A 25,620-nucleotide genomic window follows, 5' to 3' on the forward strand; every position below is an offset into this window, starting at 1 on the left:
AAGAAAGAGATGAGACTTTGACCTTGGATTGGTTATTGAAAACCGTGAGAATCAAAAAGCTCATCTCAATCACGACTTTAAAACGCGAACGGTAGAAAGGTCATCAAAGACCGAATGTACAATCCCGCGATTATGAGCCTAATAAAAAGGATACCAAACATGACAGATAAAACAATAAAGTATTTAGGAATAGATATATCAAAAAAGTGGATAGATGTTTGCTATGGCGATAAAGGCAAAGTTAAGCGTATAGCCATGAAAAAGAGTAGCATCAACTCTTTCATAAAAAAGCATTTTGAAGAAAACGAAGCTGTTTTAGCAGTATTAGAAAGTACTGGAGGTTATGAAGTTCTGCCAGCAAAATGTTTAGAAAGCTTTGGCATAAAAGTCCACATAGCTCACCCTAACAAGGTGGTTTCATTTGCTAAAGCCATGGGATGTTTAGCAAAAACTGATGCTATAGATGCAAAAGTATTAAAGGCTTATGGTGCGTTTATTAAAGACGATGATATACGAGGCTTACCTAGCGATCAAGATCTAGAGTTGAATGCACTAAGCTCTCGCCTAGGTCAGCTTAAAGAGACTCATCATCAAGAGGCTTGTCGTTTAGGTTTGGTTAAAGATAAAATCTTGAAATCATCGAGTGAAAGAATGCTTAAATACCTGAAGAAAGAGATAGAGAAAATAGAGCAACACATGATGGCAATCATAAATGAAGATAAAGTACTAGCTAACAAGTTTGACATATTAACATCGATGCCTGGTATTGGTGCAAATACTGCCTGCTGTATTGTATGTGATTTACCTGAAATTGGCAGAATTAACAATAAAGAAATAGCTGCTTTAGTTGGTGTAGCACCTATTACAAATCAGAGTGGTATGAAAAGCGGCTATTCTGCAATTAAGTATGGTCGCTCTAAAGTACGCAAAACATTGTATATGGCTGCATTAGTAGCTACTAGGTTTAACTCTAGGATGAAGGATTTTTATAATCGTTTATTAGAAAATGGTAAAATCAAAAAGGTTGCTATAGTTGCTGTTATGAGAAAAATGCTTGTAACTCTCAATGCTATGGTTAAGCAAAATATGCAATTTAGTGCTTGATTTTCAAGACGGTAGATTCTTCTATAGTTTGACTCTATCAGATTATTATTTTTAAAGTATCTAGCTATCTTCGATAGATTAACAGTTTGAGCTGATATTAGTCCAAGTAATAGATTGCTAAAGCAATCTATTCTTGACTTGTGCCAATCAAATATTTTAGATAAACTTCCTGTTAGCTGATTAAGGTGCTTTTTCATCTGTTCCAAATAATGAATATATAAGGCTTTAGTCAGCTAACTCAACTTTTTTTGTCGTGTACAGAGATATAAATTATGAAAAATTACTTACTACAAATAGAATATTTTGGGAAAAATTATTGTGGTTGGCAAAGGCAGTCTCATTCTCCTAGTGTTCAAGAAGAGTTAGAAAAAGCTTTATCTAAAATCGCAAATCATAATATAGAAGTAATTTGCGCCGGCAGAACAGATACTGGTGTACATGCTACTTCACAGGTTGTCAATTTTTATTCAGATGCTGATAGGGCTTTAAGTGCTTGGCAAAGAGGCGCTAATGCTTTATTGCCTAAAGATATTAAAATATTAGATATAAAAGAAGTTAATGATGATTTTAATTCTAGATTTTCAGCAATAAATAGAACATATAATTACATTATATATAACTCTACTATAAGCTCACCTATTTTTGCAGAGCATTGCTTATGGGAAAATCGCCAGCTTAATATTACAACGATGAATCAAGCATGTAATTATCTTTTAGGAGAGCAAGACTTTAGTTCTTTTAGATCATCCCAATGTCAGTCTAATACATCTTTTAGAAATATTCAAAAAGCTGAATTTATTAAACAAGGTAAGTTTATAGTTTTTGAAGTAGTTGGAAATGCTTTTTTACATCATATGATTAGAAATCTAGTAGGATCACTACTAAAAGTAGGCTTAGATTTACAGTCACCAGAATGGATAAAAGAGCTTTTAGATGCAAAAGATCGGACGAAAGCAGCAGAAACAGCAAAAGCACATGGCTTATATTTTGTAGGAGTAGAATATCCAGATTTTCAATTTAAGCGTCAGATAATGAGATTGTTTGATTAATTTGATCAGTCAAGTGTTGTTTTAAGAAGATTAATAACAGCTACTTCATTTGTGTTACTTTTATAATCTATTAGTTATACTGATATCTAAGTACAAAATATTTAAATATTTGATATGAAAAAGTTATCTACAATGGCTGTGATATTTATCTCGACTGGTGGGATGATTGGCAGTGGTTGGTTGTTCTCACCATATTATGGTTTCCAGACTGCTGGTCAAGGTGTTATAATTTCATGGTTCATTACAGCTCTTCTTACTTTACTTGTAGCATTGTGTTTTGCCGAGGTTGCATCTATGTTACCGATAGTCTCAGGAGCAATGCGTTTTTTAAGGATTACACATTCTCGAACTTTGGGTTTTTTATTTGTTGCTTTAGGATGGGTAAGTTATTTGGTCTATTTACCTTTAGAAGCCCAGTCAGTTGTTCAGTATTTAGGATTTTGGTTTCCAAACTTAGTTGACTCAAGTTCTACAGGAGTTTTCTTATCATATTATGGAGTAACTCTTGCATTTTTGATTATGCTAGGTTTGACATACTTAAATACTTATCAACTTAAAAACGTTGCTAAGATTAATTCAATAGTTAGTATTTGGAAGATTTTTTTACCAATAGCTATTGCTGTAGGAATGTTAACTTTTTATGGATCTTTTAAGAATTATCATACTAATACTTCGCATATTACTGTTAATTTTGAGCATATTTTATTAGCTGTAACAGGCTCTGGTTTAGCTTTTGCTTTTTCTGGTTTTCAAAATGGGCTAATCGTAGCAAACTCAGCGAAAAATCCTAAATTAGCAATTCCTCTATCATTAATAGCTCCTGTAGTAGTTGGTTTGACAATGTATATATCTTTATCGTTGCTTTTTATGTTCTGCATACCTGGGTCGGTAAAAGGTTTTGATGGAGGTGTTGCTCCTTTACTAGGTTTGTTGAGCTTATTTAGTTTACATATTATCTATACTATATTGTTTATAGATGCTATGGTTGCACCATTAGGTACAGGTAATGTTTATACCGCAGTTACTGGTAGGATTCTTCAAGCATTCGGATTAGAGTTTTTTAAAAAATCAGTTTTAACAAGATTAAATAAAAATCATGTGCCAATATTTTGTATTTGGATTAACTTTTTTGTTGGTTTGATCTTTTTGTTTCAATTTCCGACATGGACAGCTTTAGTAAACTTTTTATCATCATTAGTTTTATTTAGCTGTTTATCAGGACCAGTAGTTTTGATTATCTTTAGAGATAAATTTCCTGAGATAGAGAGAAGATTTAGGTTACCTTTTTATAAGTTATTTGGGTATTTAGGATTTATATCTTGTACATATTTTATATATTGGTCGGGTACCTTTAATTTATTATGTTTAGTTATACTCGTTGTTGTAGCTTGTATTTTTTATTGGGTTGTTTTTATGCGCAATCATTTTATTGAAGTGTTTAAACAAACATGGTTTGTTTGCGCTTATATTATATGCTTATGGAGTATCTCATATATTCATGAGTTAAAATTGATTACATTTCCATATGATAACTTAGTTGTGACTATAGTTAGTGCCTTATTTTTAATAGTATTTATTGCTACGCAAGCCTCGACAGAAACTATCCATAAAAATATACAAGGAGTTATGTCAGAGGTTGAGAATCTTAAAAGTATTTAAATAATCATTTTTTCTTGTCAAAAGCTAATTACAATTAAGTCCTTTTAGGATAAAATAACACATCAATCATTTCTTTATTTTTAGAAAAAATAATGACAGATATACATAATCATAAAATTTTGATTTTAGATTTTGGCTCACAGTATACGCAGCTTATTGCTCGTAGAGTCAGAGAGGTAGGCGTTTTTTGTGAGATTTTTCCTCACGATATTGATGATGAATTTATCAAAGAGTATGGCGCAAAAGGGATAGTTCTTTCTGGAGGTCCAGAATCTGTTTATGATTCTCATGCAAAGGCCCCTGAAATAGTTTTTGATTTAGGGATTCCTGTTCTTGGTATTTGCTATGGTATGCAAACCATGGTTATGCAACATGGTGGCGAGGTCAAAGGCTCAGATCAAAGTGAGTTTGGTAAAGCAATAATTAATATTTTAAGCTCTGATGATAATATCTTCTCTAATTTAGAACATGAACAGTTAGTTTGGATGAGTCATAGTGACAAAGTTACAGAAACTGGCGAGCATTTTGAAATAATAGCATCTTCAGTAAATGCCCCTGTAGCAGCAGTAGCCCATAAGACTAAGCCTTTTTATGGAGTACAGTTCCACCCGGAGACAACTCATACAGAAAATGGTAAACAAATTGTAGAAAACTTTGTTGTTAATATTTGTGGTTGTGACACTTTATGGAATATTGAAAATATTATTGAAAATGACGTTATTGAGATCAAAAAGAAAGTTGGCTCTGATAAAGTTATCTTAGGCTTATCAGGAGGTGTCGATTCATCTGTTGTAGCTGCGACTTTACATGAGGCTATAGGTGATCAATTAACTTGTATATTTGTTGATACTGGTTTACTTCGTTTGAATGAAGGCGATCAAGTGATGGAAGTTTTTGCTGAGCATATGGATATTAATGTTATCCGTGTAAACGCAAAAGAGAGATTCCTAAAAGCTTTAGAAGGCGCTTGTGATCCTGAGCAAAAGCGTAAAATTATTGGTAAACTCTTTGTAGATATTTTTGATGAAGAAGCTGCAAAGATTGAAAACGCTAAATGGTTAGCTCAAGGTACTATATACAGTGATGTTATTGAGTCTGCTGGTAACAATAAGTCAAAAGCTCATGTTATCAAATCTCATCATAATGTAGGTGGCTTACCTAAGGAGATGAAGTTACAGCTTTTAGAACCTTTAAGAGAGCTTTTTAAAGATGAGGTACGTAGATTAGGTTTAGGTCTAGGCTTACCATATCATATGCTTTACAGACATCCTTTCCCAGGTCCTGGTTTAGGCGTGCGTATCTTAGGTGAAATTAAAAAAGAATATGTAGAAACTTTACAAAAAGCAGATGCTATCTTTACAGAAGAATTATATAATCATAATTTGTATCAAGATATATCTCAAGCTTTTGGTGTTTTCTTACCAGTTAAGTCAGTTGGTGTAGTTGGAGACCAGCGTAGATATGAATATGTAATAGCTTTAAGAGCTGTTGTGAGTATTGATTTTATGACTGCAACATGGGCAAATTTACCTTATGATTTCCTATCTTTAGTTTCTAATAGAATAGTGAATGAGGTAAAAAAAGTTTCTCGAGTTGTTTATGATGTGACAGGTAAACCGCCTGGAACTATTGAATGGGAATAAATAAACTCCCATAATATAAAATAAAAGTTTAATTAGTATATATTTTTATACTTTTGAATTAGGTGAACATTTTTATACTATGTCAAAATATAAAATTTTAGATAAAGTAAACACCCCCAAAGATCTAAAGTATATTCCTGAAACACAGCTTAGGGATTTGTCATCAGAGCTGAGAGCCTTTTTAGTGGATACTCTTGATGTTAGTGGCGGTCATTTTGCTAGTAGTCTTGGTGCTACAGAACTAACGGTAGCATTACACTATGTCTACAATACACCACATGATAATATAGTTTGGGATGTTGGACATCAAACTTATATTCACAAAATTCTTACAGGAAGAAAAGATAAGCTTGTGACTATCAAAAAAGATGGTGGCATATCTGGATTTCCAAAACGTAGTGAGAGTGAGTATGACACTTTTGGTGTAGGGCACTCTAGTACTTCTATCAGTGCCGCTGTTGGTATGGCAATAGGTGATAGATTAAAAGGAAAATCATCTAATACTGTAGCTATAATTGGTGATGGAGCTATTACAGGCGGTATGGCATTTGAGGCTTTAAATCATGCTGGTGGTATAAAAGAAGATGTTTTAGTTGTCTTGAACGATAATGAAATGTCTATTTCTGATAATGTTGGCGGACTTTCTGCACATTTTAGTAAGATTATTTCAGGCGGCTTTTATAACAGTATCCGCGAAAAGGGTAAAGAAGTCTTAAAAAATATTCCTCCGATGTTTGAATTTGTCAAAAAAATTGAAACTCAAACAAAAGGAATGTTTGTTCCTGCAAACTTTTTCGAAGACTTAGGTTTCTATTATGTCGGACCTATAGATGGTCATGATGTAAATGAGCTAGTAAAAACTTTAAGAATTTTAAAAGATCATAAAGGGCCTAAACTATTACATATAATAACTAAAAAGGGTAAAGGTTATACTAAGGCTGAATCAGATCCTATTAAGTTTCATCATGTAGCACCAAGTTTTCATACAGGAGAGAGTAGTGCTAAAGCTTCAAAACCAACATATTCAAATATCTTTGGTAATTGGATTTGTCAAAAAGCAGCTAAAGATCAGCGTTTAGTAGGTGTTACACCTGCTATGAAAGAAGGTTCTGATTTGATAAAATTTTCCAAAGAATATCCAAATAGGTATTTTGATGTTGCTATTGCAGAACAGCATGCTGTGACATTTGCTGGAGGTTTAGCTTGTCAAGGACTAAAACCCGTTGTAGCTATTTACTCAACATTTTTACAAAGAGCTTATGATCAAGTTATTCATGATGTTGCTTTACAGAATCTTGATGTTTTATATGCTGTTGATAGAGCTGGTCTAGTTGGTGCAGATGGCGCGACACATGATGGTAGCTTTGATTTATCCTTTATGCGTTGTATTCCAAATCATGTGATAATGACACCTAGTGATGAAAATGAAGCTCATCATATGCTTGATTTAGGTTATGAGTATAATGGTCCAGCTATGGTACGCTATCCACGAGGTGCAGGTATAGGAGCTGAAATTACAGATGAACTAGATTTAGAGTTAGGTAAGTCAAAAATAGTTAGAGAAGGTTCTAAAATAGCTATATTGAATTTTGGAACTTTGCTACCAATAGCTAAGCAAATTGCAGATAAATATAATGCTACAGTTATAGATATGCGTTTTGTAAAACCTCTTGATGAGCAAATTATAGATACTGTTTGTAAATCACATAAAATAATCTTAACTTTAGAAGAAAGCTCTATCGCGGGTGGGGCAGGTTCTGCTGTCAATGAATATCTAGTAGCTAAAGATTTAAATAAAGATTTAACTATAAGAAATTTTGGACTTCAAGATCAGTTTTTAAATCATGGCACAAAAGATTTATTATTGGATCAAAGTAATATTTCTTTTGAAAAAATATCTAGTGAAATTGATATCATTCTAAATAATTAATTTAAAAATTATATAGATATCTTATACTTATATTAAAGCTACTTTACTATAAATAAGTAAATGAAAAAAATAATTATAGCTGCGATAGCTTGTATTGTAATTTATTTAATCTACTTTATCTTTTTCTCAACTAGTTATAACAACTGGCATATTATCAATAGTCAGCCTAAAGGTAAAACTATAGTTGCTTTTGGGGATAGTCTAACAGCTGGCTATAGAGTTGATAAAAAAGATAACTATCCATCGCAACTGTCTAAGATGATTAATCAGCCTATAATTAATATGGGAATATCTGGAGAAACAACACAACAAGCCTTAGAGCGAATTAATAGTGTATTAGATAAAGATCCTAAAATTGTCCTTATAACTTTAGGAGGTAATGACCTTAAAAAGAGAGTTCCTGCTGGAGAGGCTTTTGATAATCTTAAACAAATAGTCGATATTTTGCAAGCAAATGGAGCACTTGTTGTTATCGGTGGTTTAGATATTCCTTACTATTCAAATGATTATGCAGATGATTATATTATATTTGCTAAAGATAATGGTTGCTTGCTTGTTCCTAATGTTCTTGATGGATTGTTTGGTAATAAAAAATTAATGGTTGATACTGTTCACCCTAATGCAAAAGGATATACCATTGTAGCAAAAGAGTTTTATAAAGTAATAAAGAATTATGTTAATTAAGAAAATCTAACTATTAGGAGAAACGCGTTATACTGCCTATTCCTTCTTTTTGATAAACATGAGAAACATCTATACCTAATTCTCTTCTAATAAATGGTAATGAGAAATAGCCACGAATATATTTTTCACCATTGTCATTTTTATCATAAACAACTATATGGTGGTAAGCAGAGTGTATTAGAGTATTTAATATATGGCCAATCTTAGCTCCCTTAATAATTGAATAAGATACTACGTTTACTTGTGAGATATGTAATTTTGCATCATCAGCAGTTAAATCGGCAGGTTTAACTCCAGTATCTCTAGCTCTTTCTTGTAATGCTTGTCCTTCTATATAGTGCAAAGCAATAGTTCCTGTAACCTTTCCAGATGCACTAGTTACTAGAGTAAAATCTTTATGATTATCTATTAGTTTAGATTTTACATCTTTTAGGTGAGTGTCTCCTCGTACAACTAAAGCTTTGTGTTTTTTGTAGTCTCTAAAAACTTCTAAAGCTGGACTGTCTAAATATAATAATTGATTTACATCATCATCAAGGTATTCAACAGATTTAGCATCGTTAAAGTGAGAAAGTTCTATTTGTTTAAATTCTTTTAGATCCACTATTTTCTCCTAGTATAAATGTGTGGAATAATAATTAAGATTTTAGACAAAATATTTGTCTTTTTCAAAGCTTATCCGCTATTATTTACATAAGAAAATTTTTTAGTTGATACAGTATGCCAAACTATTTAGTTACTGGAGGGTCAAATGGAATTGGAAAGGCTCTTATTGATATATTAAAACAAGATGAAAATAGTAATATTTTTAATGTCGATTGTGTAGAACCAGATAATAAAGATAATGCTAAATTTATCAAAGCTGACTTGACTAAAGAGCAAGATATTCAAGAAGTTGTATCTAGTGTTAAGGATATTTCATTTGATGGTATTTTTCTAAATGCAGGAGTATTAATCAAAGGATCAGTTTTTGATATTGAAATAGAAGATATTAAAAAAGTATTTGATGTGAATGTTTGGTCTAATATTTATCTAATCAAAGGTTTAAAAGAAAATATCCGTCAGGGTGCTTCTATTGTATTTAATGGTTCTGATCAGTGTTTTGTTGCTAAATCAAATAGTTTTGCTTATACAACAAGTAAAGGTGCTATAGCTCAGATGACAAAGTCATTAGCCATTGATTTAGCTAAATATAATATCCGTGTAAATGCAGTATGCCCTGGAACTGTAGATACAGATTTTTATAGAAATCTTATACAAGAATATGCTCAAAATGAAGGCATATCATTTGAACAAGCTCATAAAGGTGAAGAACAAGAATTTCCTTTACAGAGAATTGCACAGCCAGAAGAGGTGGCAAACTTAGTGTATTTTTTACTTAGTGATAAAAGTAAATTTATGACTGGTGGCTTGATTCCTATAGATGGTGGTTATACAGCTCAATAGTTTTACGATAAAATATAATAACAGTGTTATACTTTTAGTGTAAGTACCTATAATTTATAGATTAAGATATGATTGAAACAGATAGAATAATTTCAGCAAATACTGTTCAGAGTAATGATGAAAATGTTATAGATAGAGCCATTAGACCAAAGACTTTATCTGAGTATGAGGGGCAACCGACAGTTCGAGAGCAGATGGAAATATTTATCGAGGCTGCAAAATCTCGTAATGATGCTCTTGATCATACACTTATATTTGGTCCTCCAGGTTTAGGTAAGACAACTTTATCAAATATTATAGCTAATGAAATGGGCGTAGAGCTTAAACAAACAAGTGGCCCTGTATTAGAAAAAGCAGGAGATCTAGCAGCACTTTTAACAAATCTTGAAGAAAATGATGTTTTATTTATTGATGAGATTCATCGTTTAAGTCCAGTTGTTGAAGAGATTTTATATCCTGCAATGGAAGATTATCAACTTGATATAATGATTGGTGAAGGTCCAGCTGCAAGATCAATAAAGATTGATTTACCTCCATTTACTTTAGTAGGAGCTACTACAAGAGCAGGTTTATTAACATCGCCTCTTAGAGATAGATTTGGTATTATTCAGCGTTTAGAGTTTTACTCTGTTGAGGATTTAGCAAAGATTGTTTATCGTTCAGCTAAGCTACTTGAATTGGATATGACCGATGATGGTGCTCACGAGATAGCAAAACGCTCAAGAGGAACTCCTAGAATAGCAAATAGACTATTGCGTAGAGTTAGAGACTATGCTCAAGTAAAAGGTTCTGGAAAAATAAACTATGAGATAGCTGACAAAGCTTTAACAATGTTAAAAGTAGATCCCGTGGGCTTTGATCATATGGATCATAGATATCTATTGACGCTTATTGAGAAGTTTGGTGGAGGCCCTGTAGGTTTAGATACAATGGCTGCTGCATTAAGTGAAGAAAAAGGTACGATTGAAGATGTTATTGAGCCATATTTGATTCAACAAGGCTATATAATGCGTACAGCAAGAGGACGAATAGCTACTTTAATAGCGTACAATCACTTTAAGTTAAAAATCCCAGAAAATTTAAGCTCTGATAAACAGCAGAACTTATTAATCTAGTTTTTTATCATCTTGATATATAAGAATATCTCCTGGTTGGCAATCTAGATATTTGCAAATAGCTTCTAAAGTCGAAAATCTAACTGCCTTAGCCTTTTGATTTTTAAGTATAGAAAAGTTTTGCTCTGTAATCCCAATAGCCTTAGCTAAGTCTTTTGAACGAACTTTTTTTTCTGCCATTATAGTGCCTAAATTTATTTTTATTGTCATTTTGAAAATACCTTTTAAATTGTTAAGTCATTTTCTTCAGAAATTTCTTTAGCTTTTTGCATCACAGAAGCTATAGTTATAACAATGGCTCCTGTAATTAAAGCTAAGATATTTAGAATATCTATATTAATGGCAATAAATCTTTCTCCAACAGGATTATTATAGCTTAACGTTAGAGTAATTAGTGGGCTATAAATTAGTTTAGCAATAAACCAATACACTAAAGCATGGCCTAAACTTTTATAGATAGAGACTACTTTAGATGAGAATACTTCAAGGTTTTCATAACAAGTAAATAATCTTATGAGTAGTTCAAGAATGTTAAGAACTGCAAGGGTAGGGATTAAACTTACAAATAGCGCAAAAATTCTTGTAGTTAGCGAAAGTTCATGAGAAATATAACTTGTAAATGATTGAGAAACTCCAATAGAGCTAAAAAGATCAAAGCTTGTCTGTACACAAACCCAAAATAAAGGAACTAATATTATTATTATTAAAAATATTGCTTTAAAGAATATTTTATAGAACTTACTCTTTTTTTGAAAGTTATACATTTGTCTACCTTTTATTCTATATATAATTATTCTAACTACATATTATATAAATAATTATTGTTATTCAATATGTAATTATTGTTAAACAGTAATTTATGTATTATTATCTAATAAATTGAATTATTAATAGAATGATATGAAAATTATAATATCTTTTATTTTTTGTCTATTGGTTAACACTTTACAAGCAGAAGATTTAGGAAACTATTTAACAGAAAAATATGGTTATCAGAAATTTAATTTACTCGATAATGACCAAGAGTATCATGCGCCATATTTAATAGGAAAAGTTAATAATAATAAAGTTTATATTTTGTTTGATACAGGCTCTAATGGAGTAAGTATTTTTAATAGTTCTGTTAAACAGCTTAAGCTTAAAGAAGACAATAGTTTAAATCATTCAAAAAATATGACTGGGCAATCAAGTATCAATCATAGTGTCATTTTGAAACAAATAAAAATCGGTAATATTATTTTAAAAAATGTCAAAGCTAAGATCACTAACCAACCTAAAAAAAAGCAATATCCAACTATTGTTATAGGGACTAATTTTTTAAAGAAATACAACGCTATATTTAACTTCTCTAATAATAATATATATCTAAGTACTAGGCAGATAACACCTAAAGATCATTATCTAATAGGTCAGAAACTACAAGCTAATGATTATTTATTAATTAATCTAACAAAACTACTTTCACAACATCAGGTTATACCTATAGCATTTAATAAAAATTCTCCAGTGAATTGTTTACTTGATACAGGAACTTCAGATTTTACGGTATCTGATGATTATACTAAGAGTATTGGTCTAAAAACTACCTCTAAAAAGACAATTAAGGCAACAGATGGAACACTTACAGTCGCTAATACTAGCATTGCTAGTCTTACACTTAATCCTCTAAATACATTTTATCAAAAGAGATTACAGTTACTTAACCTTAAGGCAACTTCAGCAAATATAGGATCCTTAAGTAAATTCTTAGGAGTGGTTTGTGTTTTAGGATTTAAGGAGTTAAAAGATACTAAGTCAATTTATGACTTTTCAGCAGCAAGGCTCTATATTCAAAGTGATTTATGATTTATTTTTCACCGAATGTATTTTTATAAAAAAGTAAAATTATTAGTGCTGCTAAAACTTTAGCAAGGCAAGGTAATATACAGTAAATTAATCTTAGAATAGTATCAAGATTTTCAGGAGTTGAATAACTAATAATTGGGAAAGTAATAATAGTTGCTATAGCAAAGCTAAATTTTCCTATAAAAGCTAAAATTGCATAGTAACCATTACCAAGCTCTCTACGTTCAGGGTAGCTATCTATCCATTTAGCTAATAATATACTTGGTAGTATTAATTCTGCGGCTAATCCAGCTCCTGCAAATAAGCAAATTAGTGTAAAAGCTATAAATTGTCCTGTAGATAAAAAAAATACAAAAGAAAAAACTAAAGCGTAAAGTATTAATACTATAGCCCAAATTTTCAAGATCCCAAATCTTAAGGCTAATTTTTTTATAATAGGAATAAATACAATAGCTCCTAAAAAATATGTAAAAAGATATACGCCAGTAAAATCAGGAGTCTCTAAAACATATTTACTAAAAAAAACTAATGTAACAGCTGGCAGGGTAGAACCTACAGCACTTATTGTATATACAATAAATAATAAAATACCTTGCTTATCAAAATGGCTGATGTAGTTCTTTATATTAAAACTATATATTTTCTGCGTGTCATTATCCATTAGGCTAGCTTTGTCTAACCATTTAAAGAAAAATATACTAGAGATAATTATCAAAATAATTGAGACAATTGCATAGAGAAAATAGCCTTGTTGGCTTGGTAAGTAGATTAAAAATACTGATAATAATACTGATGCAGTTAAAACACCAATAATATTTGAGATTTCTCTAGCACCAATTATTATTGATTTACTATTGTCATCTTTTAACCACAATGCACCTTTTGTAATAGAGAATATTGTTATATAGCTAAAAGCAAATGTTGATAAGAATATACCTATTGTGAGGTTCAATATTTTATTAGAAAATATAGGTACACACATAATATACACACCGATTATAAATGCAAGTATAACTATGACTAGGCTTATCTTACTTAGTTTATGAAATCTATCACAATACCAACCAATAAAAGGATCTAATATTGCATCTAAACATCTAAGTATAAATAATACAATACTTAGTAATGTTAGATTTATCGCATAATTTGTATGGTAATAATCAGGTAAAAAGATATATATAGGAATACTTGCAAATGCTACAGGTAGGGCAATAAAAGCGTAATTAAAGATATCTTTTTTTCTCAATTCCATAATCAATATCAAAATGCTTTGGTATTAATTAGGATAACATTATTAGAAATACTTATAGATTAAATGTTTGTAAGGTAGAAGAGGATATTACCAATTTATTTTTTTCTTAGGAACCCACTTATCTAGCAGGGCTGTATATTTTTTCTCTAGGACTTCTTTGGGTGGAAGTTCTGGCAATTTTGAATACAAGTCAGCTTTTTGAAAAGCTTTTAATAAAGGTAATAGTAACCAATCTTTTTCACTAGCAAGCTCTTGATATGCTAATCCACCTGTTTGTGGAGTATGCCATGGATAGAAAGAATGATAACGAAGAAGATATAAGCCTTCATAAGGTATATCACTACCTTGTTCAAAAACTTTATAAATATATTCATCGTGTCCAAAGCTCATATCAACATTATCAAAGCCACATCCTTTTTCATATTTTCCATAATGAGTTTGTGATTGAGAGTTATACTTATCGTAATCTTTAGAGTCTTTAAAAAATTCCCTATGAGAGAAAACATTTGCACTAGCAAAAGGGCAAGCAACAGGGTAAGTATCTCCAACAGTTGACCATTGTGGTAATTGACCATATTTTGGTAATGTCATGATTTTACCTAAATCATGTACAAAGCCAACTAATGGGAACCAGGACCAGTCTTTAATATGACTATATAGATTACTTAAACTTTGCTTTTCTGTATAAAAATCTTGCCAAACTTTAGGAAGGCTTTGCCATTCATGATCTCTAAATAGTGACCTAATTAAAGCATTTTCTCTGATTTGACAATCATTTTTCAAAAACTTATTTTGACATGCTTCAGCTGTTTGATATGCATGTTCTATTTGTGGTAGATCATTATCAGGGTCACTTTCATCATGAACATCTTCAAGAAGTTTAAATACTTCATAAACATCCATATTACCCAGCTCAAGTTTAAAGTACTTCTTCTTCATTTGCCCAACATAATCAGGATTCTGATTGATATGCATTTCTCGATAAGTTCTCTCGACTCGATCTTGAAATTTACTATCAGTATAATTACGGAACTCACCAAATGTATTTTCTGCTGTTTGAGACATTGTATTTTTTCTCCTTAGAAATTAATTTGTAAAACTATAATCATCTTTACCCAAATACCTTGTAGGGACACCTTTGTTAAGATTATTTTCAATAGTCTCAAGATGTACACCTTTAGTTTCTGGAACAAAGAAATATGTAATAATAAAAGCTAAAGTTGCAATAGTTGCATATATTCCAAAGGTGAATGATACACCTAGATTAGTTAGTATCGTTAAGAATGTTGCTGCAACAACAAAATTAGCTAACCATTGCATAGATGCTACGAAACTCATAGCAGATCCTCTAACATTTAATGGGAAGATTTCTGATATAATTAACCAAAAAAGAGATCCAACACTAATACAGTAGCCGACGATATATACTAAAAGACACATTAAAGCTAAGATAGCAACTGCGCCACTTGTAACATTATTTAGTAAGTAAATCATACTAAATAAGCTTAATGCTGCCATAGCTGATCCAAGTAGTAAGAATTTTCTTCTACCTAACCTATCAATGTATATAATTGTGATAATTGTTGCTATAAAATTCACAATACCTAAAGATAATGTCATTAACATTTTAGTTTCATCACCTTGAAAACCTATGTTTGACATAATATATGGACCATAATACATAACTGTATTTATACCAAAGAACTGCTGAAATATACCAAGTGCTAAGCCTATATAAAGAACTGGGCGAACATTTTTATTAAAAATTGCAGAAAATTTTGGTTTGTCAGATTTCTCTAGATTGTCTTTAATAGCAGATAGTTCCTCAGAAACATCATGTTGAGTTTCTCTAATTTTAGTTAAAGTCTCGTAAGCTTCATGTTTTCTACCTTTAGAAAATAACCACTTAGGCGAATATGGCATAAAGCACATTCCTACAAATAACATAATAGCAGGGATTAATCCTGTAGCTATCATAGCACGCCAACTACCACTACTAGTAAAGTAATAATCAACAATAAAGGCGATAACTTGTCCACCTGTAAGAAAAGCACCATTCCAAAGTACTAAAGAGCCTCTTTTAGAAGCTGGAGCAACCTCTGCGATGAACAGTGGTGCAGCATATGAAGCAATACCTATAGCAGCACCTAGCATAAATCTACCTAGTATTAGTGATTCTATGTTTGGTGCTAGTGATGCTACTAGTGTACCAACTATAAAAAGTAGACTAGTAGCAAGCATAGCTTTTTTACGCCCAAATCTATCAGTGAAATAACCACTGGTAAGTGCACCAAAAAAAGCTCCTAAAACACAAAAACTAACAACTAATTCTAACTCCCAGTGTTCAGCTACAAATGTTTTTTGAATAAAAGGAGTTGCACCAGCAATAATAGATGTATCAAAGCCAAATAATAATCCACCAATTGCTGCAACAGCTACAATAATAAGAACATATATTTTAGATGATTTTTGTTGAGGTTGTGGCTGCATTCTATTTCTCCAGAATATTCATATTAAATATTTTAATGGATTGAGTATAAGTTATATCATAAGCTATATCTAAGGCATCTTGCTTAGATATTCTCCCTAAGAGGACCATCTCAGCTAGATATACAGCATCAACACGTCGAGCAATATCATGTCTGACTGGTATAGATAGTAGGGCACGAGTGTCATCTATAAATCCTGAACAATTATAAAAACCAGCAGTTTCTGTTACAGCATGACGGAATCTTTTCATCCCTTCAGCTGAATCATTAAACCACCAAGGTGGTCCTAAAAATACACTAGGATAATGTCCGGCTAAAGGCGCTAATTCACGTGAATAAGTTGACTCATCCATCGTAAATAATACGGTTTTAAAATTGCGGCTATTTCCTACTTTATTTAGAAGAGGATATAGACCGTTTACATAATCACATTTAAGAGGAATATCACAACCCTTATCATTACCAAATTTTCTTTGTATCCTTGTATTATGGTTTCTAAAAACACCTGCATGAATTTGCATAACAAGTCCATCATCTGTAGCCATCTTTGCCATTTCAGTAAGCATTTGACCACTAAATATTTGTTTTTCTTTATTTGTAGCAATATTTGTTACTATTTTTTTAAATAAACTCCGGCGTTCAGATTTATCCAGATCATAAGTATTTGGTACAGTAACTCCATGATCAGAAGCTGTAGCACCATTGGCTTTAAAGAATTCACGTCTCTCAGCTAACACTTGGATAAAATCATCATATGAGTCAATTTTTGTATTAAGTTTTTTAGATAATTTTTTGATGTTTTTGTGAACGGGGTGTAGTTCTGGGTTTGTAACACTGTCTGGACGAAATGTAGGTATTATCTGACAGTCAAAGTCAGAGTTAGCAATATTTCTATGGTGAGTTAGATCATCAGCTACATCATCAGTAGTTGCGATAGCTTTTATGTTAAATCTATTACATATTTCACGAGGTAGAAAATCTTTTTGTTTTAGGCAGTTATCTATATGTTCATATAGTTCATTGGCTGTTTCAGGAGTAAATGATTTATCATATTTAAATACATCTTTTAATTGAGCATCAAACCATAAGCCAACTTGAGTGCCTCTAAATAAATACCAGTTTTCTGCGACTTTTTGCCATATTTTTTTAGGATCTGTCTCAACAGCTTTACCATCTTTTCTTGCAATGCCAAAATCCTCTAGCCTTAAGCCTTGAGAGTAAAACATTCTAAAAATATAATGGTCAGGTTTTATAAGTAATTCAACAGGGTTTTCAAAAGGTCTATTTTCGTCAAACCATAACGGATCAGTATGTCCATGAGGGCTAATTATTGGCAGATTTTTGATATAATGATAAATCTCAAGAGCTAAATCTCTTGTTTGCTTATCTACTGGCATTAATACGTTATCGTTTAACATATTTTTCCTCCTTCTATATTAACGATGAACTTCCTATTGCAATAATATTTTCTTGTTCTAAATATTCTTGTTGATTTTGGGAGTTAATTCCTCCCGTAGCACAGAATCTTACATCTGGAAATACTGATTTATAGTTTTTTAAAACTTTAACTCCACCAAACGCTTCTGCTGGAAAAAATTTAACTGTATTAAAACCATAGCTCATAGCTGTCATAATTTCAAAAGGTGTTATAGCACCTGGCAGATATTTAAGATTATGCTCTCGAGCAAAGTCTAATAACTGGTCACTACTTCCAGGAGAGACATAAAAATCGGCTTCAAGATACATAGCTTTTCTAAATTGCTCAAAAGTTGTTATAGTACCTACACCAATAATTAGGTCATGATTAGATCTAATGACTTGTCTAATAACATCAAAAGAGTTAGGTGTTCTTAAAGTAAACTCTATTATATTAAGACCTTTCTCTTTAACTTTTTTTATTGCCTCATTAGCTTCTTCAATAGTGTCAACAGAGACTACAGGTATTAGTGGATTATCTCTAAGTAGTTTAGCTATTGGCATTTATTAGCTCCTTTAATTTAGTTATGTATTTATCTGTATGTTTTTTATTAATTATGGCACCTTGGTGCTGTATGACTTCAGCAGCAAAATTTTGAGCGAATTTAATACTTGTTTTTAATTTTAGTTTATTTGCAAAAGCTGCAAGAAAAGCTGCATTAAAGCTATCTCCAGCTGCTGTTGTGTCTACAGGTGAGACAATTGTGCCAGCCTCGATTAGATTAATTTGATTTTGATATTGTAAGACAGTTGGGTTTGTACCATGTTTTATAATAACTATAGGGATATTAAAGCTATTGTATCTATTAAGAGTTTGTTGGTAGCTAGTATCTTCAAAAAGAAGCTCTTCATCATCAAATGTTGTTAGAACTATAGTTACATATTTTAAAACTTTATCTAAATAAGCTTTTGTCTGTTCTTTTGATAGCCAGCATTTCGGACGATAATTTAAATCAAAAATAATTTCTTTATTTTCACCAGAGGCTTTAAAATCTTTTAACCAGTTTGCAAATATTTCTAATTGTTTATCATCCCACCTAGAAAGTGAAATACCAGAGAAATATAAGCAATCATATTCTTTATTGTATCTACCTAAATCTTCTTTTGATAAGTGATAAAAAATATCTTTGATAGGAGCTTGTTCGCGCCAGTAATAAAAACTTCTTTCTCCTTGGTTATCTGTTTGAATTGCGTATAAGCCAGGGACTTTGTCTTTAATCTTTAAAACTGTTGAGGTATCAATATTTTCAGTATCCCAGTTAGATATCATCTGAGCTGAAAAATTATCATCACCAAGAGCTGTAAGAAAAGAAACATTTCCATCAAGTCTCGCAAAGTACAACGCAGTATTTAGTACATCACCACCAAAATTTAGCTTAGCTTGAGAACCTAGTTGGATTTGACCACTAAGCTCAAGCATACATTCGCCGATAGCTAGAAGTTTATTTTGACTCATTTTCTAATTCTCTTTTAACAGCATATGCAACGCCACGAACTTCAGCAAGGCCTTTCATTCGACCAATACATGAGTATCCTGGATTAGTTTTTTTGTCTAAATCTGAAAGCATTTGTTGTCCATGATCAGGACGCATATATATTGGTTGTGATTCTTTTTCAATCTTTAGTATTTCTTTGATAAGAGCATACATATCAGTATTGCCACATAAATGCTCAGCTTCGTAAAAACTACGATTATCTGGGTTAAGAGCAACATTTCTTAGGTGCGTGAAATAAATTCTTCTACCGATTTTCTTAGCCATAAGAGGTAGATCATTATCCCATCTAGAACCTAGTGATCCAGCGCAGAATGTTATGCCATTAGCCATAGAAGGGATATTCTCAAATAGCCAATCATAATCTGCTATGGTGCTAATAATTCTTGGAAGACCAAATAACTCAAATGGAGGATCATCGGGATGTATGGCTAATTTGGCACCAACTTCCTCGGCAACAGGAATTACTTTTCTAAGGAAGTAGATTAGGTTTTCACGTAATCTTTCTTGATCAATATCTTTATACTCATCAAGAGCTGCTTGGAATTGCTCTAGTGAAAAGCTTTCCTCAGCGCCAGGTAAACCAGCTATTATATTACCAGTGAGCTTTGCTATCTCAGAATCAGACATATTCTCAAAATATTCTTTTGCTTGAGAGATGACATCAGCTTTATAATCTTTCTCAGCATTTTGTCTTTTTAGAATATGGATATCAAAAGCTGCAAATGCAACCTCATCAAAAGATAATGTTTTTGAGCCTTTAGATGTTTGCTTACCCAAGTCTGTACGAGTCCAGTCCAATACGGGCATAAAGTTATAAATAATTAGTTTAATACCACATTTTGCTAAGTTACGAATACTTTGACAATAATTATCTATATATTCATCGCGTGTAGATTTACCTTTCTTGATATCTTCGTGAACAGGTATACTCTCAACAACAGACCACGTTAGATTTGTTTTACCTAATTTTGTTGAGTTTTCAACTTCATGTTGTCTTTTTTGGATTTCGTCTATAGACCACACTTTACCATTAGGTATATGATGTAGGGCAGTTACAATATCAGTAACTCCAGTTTGCATAATATCTTCAATACATACAGGATCATTTGGCCCAAACCAACGCCATGATTCTATCATTTTATTCTCCTAATTTAGCTAGAGTTTTAGTGACGGTATTTTTATTGATTTGTTCAATAAAAAATATTATTTTAGTGTGTAAGTTTTTATTTGTAGCAATCTTATCTGGAAATATACTTTTTAGTGACAAGAAGTTTTTAACTATATCTTTATATTGATTATTGTCTTGATATATTAATTTGTAAGTATCTTGTAATGGATCACTAATTTGTAAATTTTTATCATGCTGATCTTTTCCACTACAGAATAATATCCACCCAGCTATACCAAGGGCTAAAATATCATAATTTTGTTTATTTTCTAAAAGATGCTCTAAAGAGCCTAGCCATCTTTGAGGGATCTTTTTGGAGCCATCCATAGCTATTTGTTCAGTTTTATGTTTCAGATGTGGGTTAGCAAATCTATGTAAAAGCTTATCGGCATACGTAGAAGTCGAAACTTCTTGAGGTAGTCCTTCAACTAAAGGAGCTGCAACTTCTAGCATATATTTTCTAATAAAAGTATAAAATTCAGGTTGAGATATAACTTCATCAACTGTCTTTAAGCCAGCGTAAGCACCAAGATAAGCTATTAGACTATGACTACCATTTAGCATAGTTAGCTTTAGTTTTTCAAAAGGTTCAATATCTTCAACAAATTCTACTCCAACTTTTTCTAGAGCAGGGCGGCTATTGGCAAAATTATCCTCAATCACCCATTGAGAAAACTCTTCAGTTGCTACAGCAGAAATATCTTCTTGGCCAATCATACTTTCAATATTATCTAAAGTCTGTTGTGTAACAGCTGGAACAATTCTATCTACCATAGAGCTAGGGAAACTTACATTTTTTGATATCCATGAGCTTAATTTGTTATCTAATTTATTTGAAAACTCAAGAATAGCCTTTCTTAAGATCTTGCCATTGTTTGGCATATTGTCACAACTTAGTAGAGTAATAGCTTTCGAGTTTTTTTGCCAACGTTTGCGTAAGCCAGCAACTGTAATTCCTATAGCAGTTTTTGGAGTTTTGATATTATTTAAATCATGAACAATATCAGCATTTTCAAAATCTAATTCTTGAGTTGATAAATCAACATAGTAACCTTTTTCTGTTACTGTATAGGTGATAATCTTTATATTTGGATCTGAAATTTCAGTAATTAAATCTTGAGATTGACCATTACCAGCAAAGTAGACATCTTTTAGAGCACCTATCACAGTATTTTTAGTTCCTGACTCATCATTGGTAGATAATGTATATAGGCAGTCGTTTGTTTTTAGATTATCTATTAATTTTTGATTAGTTCTAATTGTACCACTTATATAGCCCCAATTTAGAGCATCTTGATTACCTGTGTTGAGTAGTTTATCGATATAGAATACTTGATGTGCTCTATGAAACGCTCCTATACCAATGTGTAATATTCCCTGTTTTAAATTATTACGATCATAGTTCGGTAAACTACAATCATGCAATTTTTGAAGATTAAGCATTATATTCTAAATCCTTATTCATATTAATTATTTGAGGTTGAGTAACTTCGAAGTTCTCGTGACCATCATATTTCCAACTAATATCCAGTTTAGCATTTTTATTTGTAACTTGAATATGTAAAACACCAGTTTTATTATTCAAATATTCCATGGTTTCGCCATCATCTAAATATATTTGATGTTGTATAATTTCATCTCTTAAAGAGGGATAAGTTTTATATATTAAATCTTGTTTAAAGTTATTAAATTGAGCTTTTAATTTATTAGTGACAATTACACTTCCCTCTTTGACGAATATAGGAATACTTTCTATGTCGACATTTAAACTAATAGTTTTACCACCTGGGTAGATTTCTCCAGTGTAGTAGTCATACCAGTTAGATCCCTTAGGTAAATATATTTCACGAACTCTTTGGTGTTTTTCTAAAATATTTGCTATAAGCAGGTCACCAATCATAAAATCTGGATTTTCTTGGAATGTTTTAATATCTGATTCAAAATCATAGAAGGTAGGTTTTATAATTGGCTTAGCATTTTTATGAGCCTGATAGCATAATTGATAAATATATGGAATTAGCTCATTACGTAAATCAAAAGCTTTTTGTATAGTTTCTAAAGCTTCAGGATACATCCATGGAGTATTTACAGATTTATCATCATTCCATGAGTGAATAGTAAACCTAGGGTAAAAAATGCCATGTTGAATCCAACGGATTAGAAGTTCAGGTTCTGGAGCAGGACCACTAAAGCCACCAATATCATGTCCAAAATTATAAATACCTGATAGTGATAGACCTTTAGACATTTCTAAATTATATTTTAAAGTTTTCCATTCTGTATAGTTATCTCCAGTCCATGTTTGGGCATATCTTTGTAGCCCAGCACATCCTGATCTTGTAATTAGATAAGGACGTTTATTAGGAGCAAAAGCTTTTTGAGCTTCAAAACTAGATTTAGTCATAAGAAGTGATTGAACTGGTTTAATATGTCTGATTTTTATTTCTTTACCAAAGCCATAACATATAGCATCGCCATTATAGACTTCATATTCATTATTATCATTCCAGGTAGATTCTATACCTTTTTCTAAAAGCTGTCTTGTAACATTATCTTGCCACCAGCTAATTGTTTTTGGGTTTGTGAAATCTAGGTAATAGCCTAACTCATCCCAGTATTGTACAAGTTCTGGTTTGGTATAATATTTGTTATTTATAAAGCCATTAAAGCTAGCCACTTCATCCAATTTGGGGTGATCTTGGAGTAAGCATGGTTTAATATTTGCACACAATCTAATGCCATTATTAAGATATTTTTGTGTAAAATCCTCTATATGAGGAAACTTTGAGTGGTTCCAATTAAAAACATATCTTTTATCACCGATAGAGGTATATCCCGAGCTTAACTGAAAAGAGCCGCATTGGATATTATATTTTTGGCAATCATTAATAAAGTTATCCATTTGAGATTGAGCGTCTGGAAGATCTGTATAAGTCATTGTAGAACCAGAATAATATAAGCTCCAGTAGGGTGGTAAGATAGTTTTACCTGTAACAGAACTAAAAGTTTCTGTAACATCAGCAATTTTATCACCAAGTATAAAATAGTAATCAAGGTCTCCAGCTTTTGCTTCATAGCTAATATATGGACCATGATAGTTATCAATCTCTTTACCAAAGTTAAAAGAACTATCACTTAAATTGTCATAAAAGATACCAAATGATGTCTTACTCATAGGATTATGGGATATGAAAAAAGGGATATGCTTATATAAAGGGTCTGAGCTTTCTGAGTCATAACCCATGGGATCAATAGATCTCATCTCATAACGTTTTTTATCACGATTAAGAGAGCCTGTTTTTTCACCAAGACCAAAAAACATAGTATCAGAATCTTTCTTTATAGCATGATAAGAACCTCTATCTGACCAGAAATCTAAATTATATGCTTGAGTTTGTAAGTCTTGAGAAAATTTGATCCATTTATCAGAGTCTTTTTTGTACCAACTAATAATAAAGCCGTCTAGATTTATTTCACATTTTAGTTTGTTAGTTTGTACTATGGCAAAGTTATCATCTCCATAAGCTTCAAATTCAGGACAGCTAAAGCTTGATGTATTTAATCTATCGACTCCTTCAAAAGGTATGTCATCTTTTGTGATTGACCATGTCTTATCTAAAGTTGGTTTTAAAGATTTAGTAAAGAGTACTCTAAATATATTCTCCTCTAATATATAGACTCTTACAAAAATTTGTTTTTCTGGAAGTTCAAATATAATATGGTCATTATGTGTGTCTTTAAGCTTAAATTTACAAATATCTAACATAATTTAAAATCCTAAAATGCGTTGTTTCGACCCCAAGTTTTTTCATGTGGCCAGCCAGTAAGTTCTTCTACAACATTAATTGCTTCAGTCGGAGCATCTTCTAGGTTACCTCCATTTCTAAGGCGTTCTAGTTCATCAACTAATACCGAATGTTTTGTTTGAGTTAATCTAAATCTTGAGCTTGCTATTGCTCCGATAATACAAAATAGTATAGTACCACCTATAAAGCATATATTTATACCTAATAATGCTGAACTAGATTGAACTGCAGCTCCAGCTTTAAAGTTAAATATAGATAATGTAAAGCCTACAATTGCGAAGGCTAATGCCTGGATCAATTTACGAGATACAGTCATAGTACTTGCAAAAGTTCCTTCTCTTCTTTTTGTGGTCAAAGCTTCATCTATATCGGCTATAAAATTATAAACATTCCATGGAGTAAAGTAGCAACCAGCTCTAGCGAAGCCTAATACAAATATGATTAAAACAAAAAGTATTAATGAAACAGTAGGACTAAATATTGGAATAATGATAAAGCTAAACATACTTAAAATAAGACAACCAATAGCAACACGATAACTCATTACACTACCAATTTTTATACATAAATAAGCAATTATTGGTACTGAGATTACTTGAATTATCGAAAAGCATGTATATACAACAGATGCTGAACTAACATCATAATGAAGAATAAATGTAAAATAATAAGCAAAACTTGCACCAAAAACATCTAAAGCAACAAAAGCTCCTATATACATTAAAAGATTAAGTCTAAATGCTCTAACTCTAAGAGTTGAAAAAATATTGATGAAAATGAACTTAACTTCTTTAAACAAAGACGTATGTTGTTTTTTTGAAACCTCAATATCTCTTTCCCATGTGAATTTATATACAAAGATCCATGGCAACATAAATAAAAATGAACAAATAAGACCCATAATGATAAAAGAAGTTTTTTCATTAGCAAAAAAGTACATAATTGCTGCAGGTAAGAAGCCAGCAACAATATTTGAACTTTGTGAAAAAAGCATTCTAATCCCAGTCATTTTAGATCTAATATGATAACTATCTGTCATCTCAGCAGCCAGAGTTTCATAAGGAACTTGGATCATTGAGAAAATAAAGTTAAATGTAATATATCCAGCCAGATAGTACCAAAAGCCAAAACCTGGTATCCATAATAAAGCAAATACCCAAACTAAAGGAGCTCCTATAACAAAGAAGAATTTCCTTCTGCCGATAGGACCACGCCAGTTATCTGAAATATATCCCATAATAGGATCAGCAAATACATCTAATCCTCTTCCTATAGCTACTATCAACCCAGCTTCAGCAGCAGATAATCCAGCTATGTTTGTGTAGAAGTACATTAACCATAAACCAAGAATAGTAAAGGCTCCACCACCAAAGAAATCACCTGAACCATAGGCAATCATATTTGGCAGTCTAACTTGTTTATTTGACATTTTAAATTTAACAATTAAGAACACTAATA

Annotated in this window: 22 protein-coding genes and 1 pseudogene; 9 read left to right on the plus strand and 14 right to left on the minus strand. The window is 31.6% G+C overall.

The features are described from left to right. Positions 1 to 159 precede the first annotated feature (159 nt). A complete protein-coding gene (locus F7310_RS04730) occupies positions 160 to 1,104 on the plus strand; it encodes an IS110 family RNA-guided transposase (protein ID WP_072711322.1) in 945 nt (314 codons plus the stop codon). 14 nt (positions 1,105 to 1,118) lie between these two features. Here F7310_RS04730 and F7310_RS10470 read toward each other — a convergent pair. After that, positions 1,119 to 1,301 (minus strand): annotated as a pseudogene (locus F7310_RS10470) (IS4-like element ISLpn9 family transposase); the annotation flags it as partial. A gap of 75 nt (positions 1,302 to 1,376) precedes the next feature. On the opposite strand from F7310_RS10470, the gene truA reads away from it, so the two are divergent. The 5 genes from truA to F7310_RS04760 all read left to right on the plus strand — a co-directional run bounded on the left by truA (position 1,377) and on the right by F7310_RS04760 (position 8,069). Continuing rightward, positions 1,377 to 2,153: a tRNA pseudouridine(38-40) synthase TruA gene (gene truA / locus F7310_RS04740; protein ID WP_072712165.1), complete on the plus strand. Its 777-nt coding sequence runs from the start codon at positions 1,377 to 1,379 to the stop codon at positions 2,151 to 2,153. Positions 2,154 to 2,267: 114 nt separating this feature from the next. Further along, positions 2,268 to 3,812, plus strand: a complete 1,545-nt coding sequence (locus F7310_RS04745; RefSeq protein ID WP_072712166.1) for an APC family permease — start codon at positions 2,268 to 2,270, stop codon at positions 3,810 to 3,812. A gap of 92 nt (positions 3,813 to 3,904) precedes the next feature. Continuing rightward, a complete protein-coding gene (gene guaA, locus F7310_RS04750; RefSeq protein WP_072712168.1) occupies positions 3,905 to 5,455 on the plus strand; it encodes a glutamine-hydrolyzing GMP synthase in 1,551 nt (516 codons plus the stop codon). 79 nt (positions 5,456 to 5,534) lie between these two features. Continuing rightward, entirely contained in the window at positions 5,535 to 7,385 is a 1,851-nt protein-coding gene (dxs, locus tag F7310_RS04755) for a 1-deoxy-D-xylulose-5-phosphate synthase (protein ID WP_072712170.1), read from the plus strand. 60 nt (positions 7,386 to 7,445) lie between these two features. Continuing rightward, entirely contained in the window at positions 7,446 to 8,069 is a 624-nt protein-coding gene (locus F7310_RS04760) for an arylesterase (RefSeq protein WP_072712171.1), read from the plus strand. Between the two features lie 13 nt (positions 8,070 to 8,082). On the opposite strand, the gene F7310_RS04765 is transcribed toward F7310_RS04760, so the two are convergent. Then, positions 8,083 to 8,673, minus strand: coding sequence for a CBS domain-containing protein (locus F7310_RS04765; protein ID WP_072712173.1), 591 nt, complete (start codon positions 8,671 to 8,673; stop codon positions 8,083 to 8,085). Positions 8,674 to 8,789: 116 nt separating this feature from the next. Between F7310_RS04765 and F7310_RS04770 the strand changes: the two genes are divergently transcribed. After that, a complete protein-coding gene (locus F7310_RS04770) occupies positions 8,790 to 9,515 on the plus strand; it encodes an SDR family NAD(P)-dependent oxidoreductase (RefSeq protein ID WP_072712174.1) in 726 nt (241 codons plus the stop codon). A 68-nt stretch (positions 9,516 to 9,583) separates the two neighbouring features. Continuing rightward, complete coding sequence (gene ruvB, locus F7310_RS04775) at positions 9,584 to 10,630, plus strand: Holliday junction branch migration DNA helicase RuvB (RefSeq protein ID WP_072712176.1); 1,047 nt, start codon at positions 9,584 to 9,586, stop codon at positions 10,628 to 10,630. Here the strand turns inward: ruvB and F7310_RS04780 are convergent. After that, positions 10,622 to 10,840 carry a helix-turn-helix domain-containing protein gene (locus F7310_RS04780; protein WP_072712177.1) on the minus strand — a complete coding sequence of 73 codons (219 nt, stop codon included), beginning with the start codon at positions 10,838 to 10,840 and terminating at the stop codon, positions 10,622 to 10,624. The two genes, ruvB and F7310_RS04780, sit on opposite strands and share 9 nt — an antisense overlap. A gap of 14 nt (positions 10,841 to 10,854) precedes the next feature. Further along, positions 10,855 to 11,394, minus strand: coding sequence for a DUF2975 domain-containing protein (locus tag F7310_RS04785; protein ID WP_072712179.1), 540 nt, complete (start codon positions 11,392 to 11,394; stop codon positions 10,855 to 10,857). A gap of 136 nt (positions 11,395 to 11,530) precedes the next feature. Here F7310_RS04785 and F7310_RS04790 point away from each other — a divergent pair, with 136 nt between their 5' ends. After that, positions 11,531 to 12,475, plus strand: a complete 945-nt coding sequence (locus F7310_RS04790; RefSeq protein WP_072712180.1) for a retroviral-like aspartic protease family protein — start codon at positions 11,531 to 11,533, stop codon at positions 12,473 to 12,475. 1 nt (position 12,476) lies between these two features. Here F7310_RS04790 and F7310_RS04795 read toward each other — a convergent pair whose 3' ends face one another. The 10 genes from F7310_RS04795 to F7310_RS04840 all read right to left on the minus strand — a co-directional run bounded on the left by F7310_RS04795 (position 12,477) and on the right by F7310_RS04840 (position 25,591). Next, positions 12,477 to 13,727 carry an MFS transporter gene (locus tag F7310_RS04795; protein ID WP_072712182.1) on the minus strand — a complete coding sequence of 417 codons (1,251 nt, stop codon included), beginning with the start codon at positions 13,725 to 13,727 and terminating at the stop codon, positions 12,477 to 12,479. 87 nt (positions 13,728 to 13,814) lie between these two features. Then, the gene (locus tag F7310_RS04800) at positions 13,815 to 14,792 is read right to left on the minus strand and encodes an inositol oxygenase family protein (protein WP_072712183.1); all 978 of its coding nucleotides are present in this window, start codon (positions 14,790 to 14,792) and stop codon (positions 13,815 to 13,817) included. A gap of 21 nt (positions 14,793 to 14,813) precedes the next feature. After that, a complete protein-coding gene (locus F7310_RS04805) occupies positions 14,814 to 16,217 on the minus strand; it encodes a sugar porter family MFS transporter (RefSeq protein WP_072712185.1) in 1,404 nt (467 codons plus the stop codon). 1 nt (position 16,218) lies between these two features. Further along, positions 16,219 to 17,634 carry a glucuronate isomerase gene (gene uxaC, locus F7310_RS04810; protein WP_072712187.1) on the minus strand — a complete coding sequence of 472 codons (1,416 nt, stop codon included), beginning with the start codon at positions 17,632 to 17,634 and terminating at the stop codon, positions 16,219 to 16,221. A 13-nt stretch (positions 17,635 to 17,647) separates the two neighbouring features. After that, the gene (gene eda / locus F7310_RS04815; protein ID WP_072712189.1) at positions 17,648 to 18,196 is read right to left on the minus strand and encodes a bifunctional 4-hydroxy-2-oxoglutarate aldolase/2-dehydro-3-deoxy-phosphogluconate aldolase; all 549 of its coding nucleotides are present in this window, start codon (positions 18,194 to 18,196) and stop codon (positions 17,648 to 17,650) included. Continuing rightward, the gene (locus F7310_RS04820; protein WP_072712190.1) at positions 18,183 to 19,148 is read right to left on the minus strand and encodes a sugar kinase; all 966 of its coding nucleotides are present in this window, start codon (positions 19,146 to 19,148) and stop codon (positions 18,183 to 18,185) included. The genes eda and F7310_RS04820 overlap by 14 nt, the downstream gene beginning before the upstream one ends. Beyond that, entirely contained in the window at positions 19,135 to 20,325 is a 1,191-nt protein-coding gene (gene uxuA, locus F7310_RS04825) for a mannonate dehydratase (protein ID WP_072712191.1), read from the minus strand. The genes F7310_RS04820 and uxuA overlap by 14 nt, the downstream gene beginning before the upstream one ends. A gap of 1 nt (position 20,326) precedes the next feature. Next, positions 20,327 to 21,799: a mannitol dehydrogenase family protein gene (locus tag F7310_RS04830; protein ID WP_072712192.1), complete on the minus strand. Its 1,473-nt coding sequence runs from the start codon at positions 21,797 to 21,799 to the stop codon at positions 20,327 to 20,329. Continuing rightward, positions 21,792 to 24,122: a glycoside hydrolase family 31 protein gene (locus tag F7310_RS04835; RefSeq protein ID WP_072712194.1), complete on the minus strand. Its 2,331-nt coding sequence runs from the start codon at positions 24,120 to 24,122 to the stop codon at positions 21,792 to 21,794. Before F7310_RS04835 ends, F7310_RS04830 begins: the two co-directional genes overlap by 8 nt. A gap of 11 nt (positions 24,123 to 24,133) precedes the next feature. After that, positions 24,134 to 25,591 (minus strand): MFS transporter, encoded by a 1,458-nt coding sequence (locus tag F7310_RS04840; protein ID WP_072712195.1) that lies wholly within the window; start codon positions 25,589 to 25,591, stop codon positions 24,134 to 24,136. Positions 25,592 to 25,620 lie beyond the last annotated feature (29 nt).

This window comes from Francisella uliginis, assembly GCF_001895265.1.
Taxonomy (GTDB): domain Bacteria; phylum Pseudomonadota; class Gammaproteobacteria; order Francisellales; family Francisellaceae; genus Francisella; species Francisella uliginis.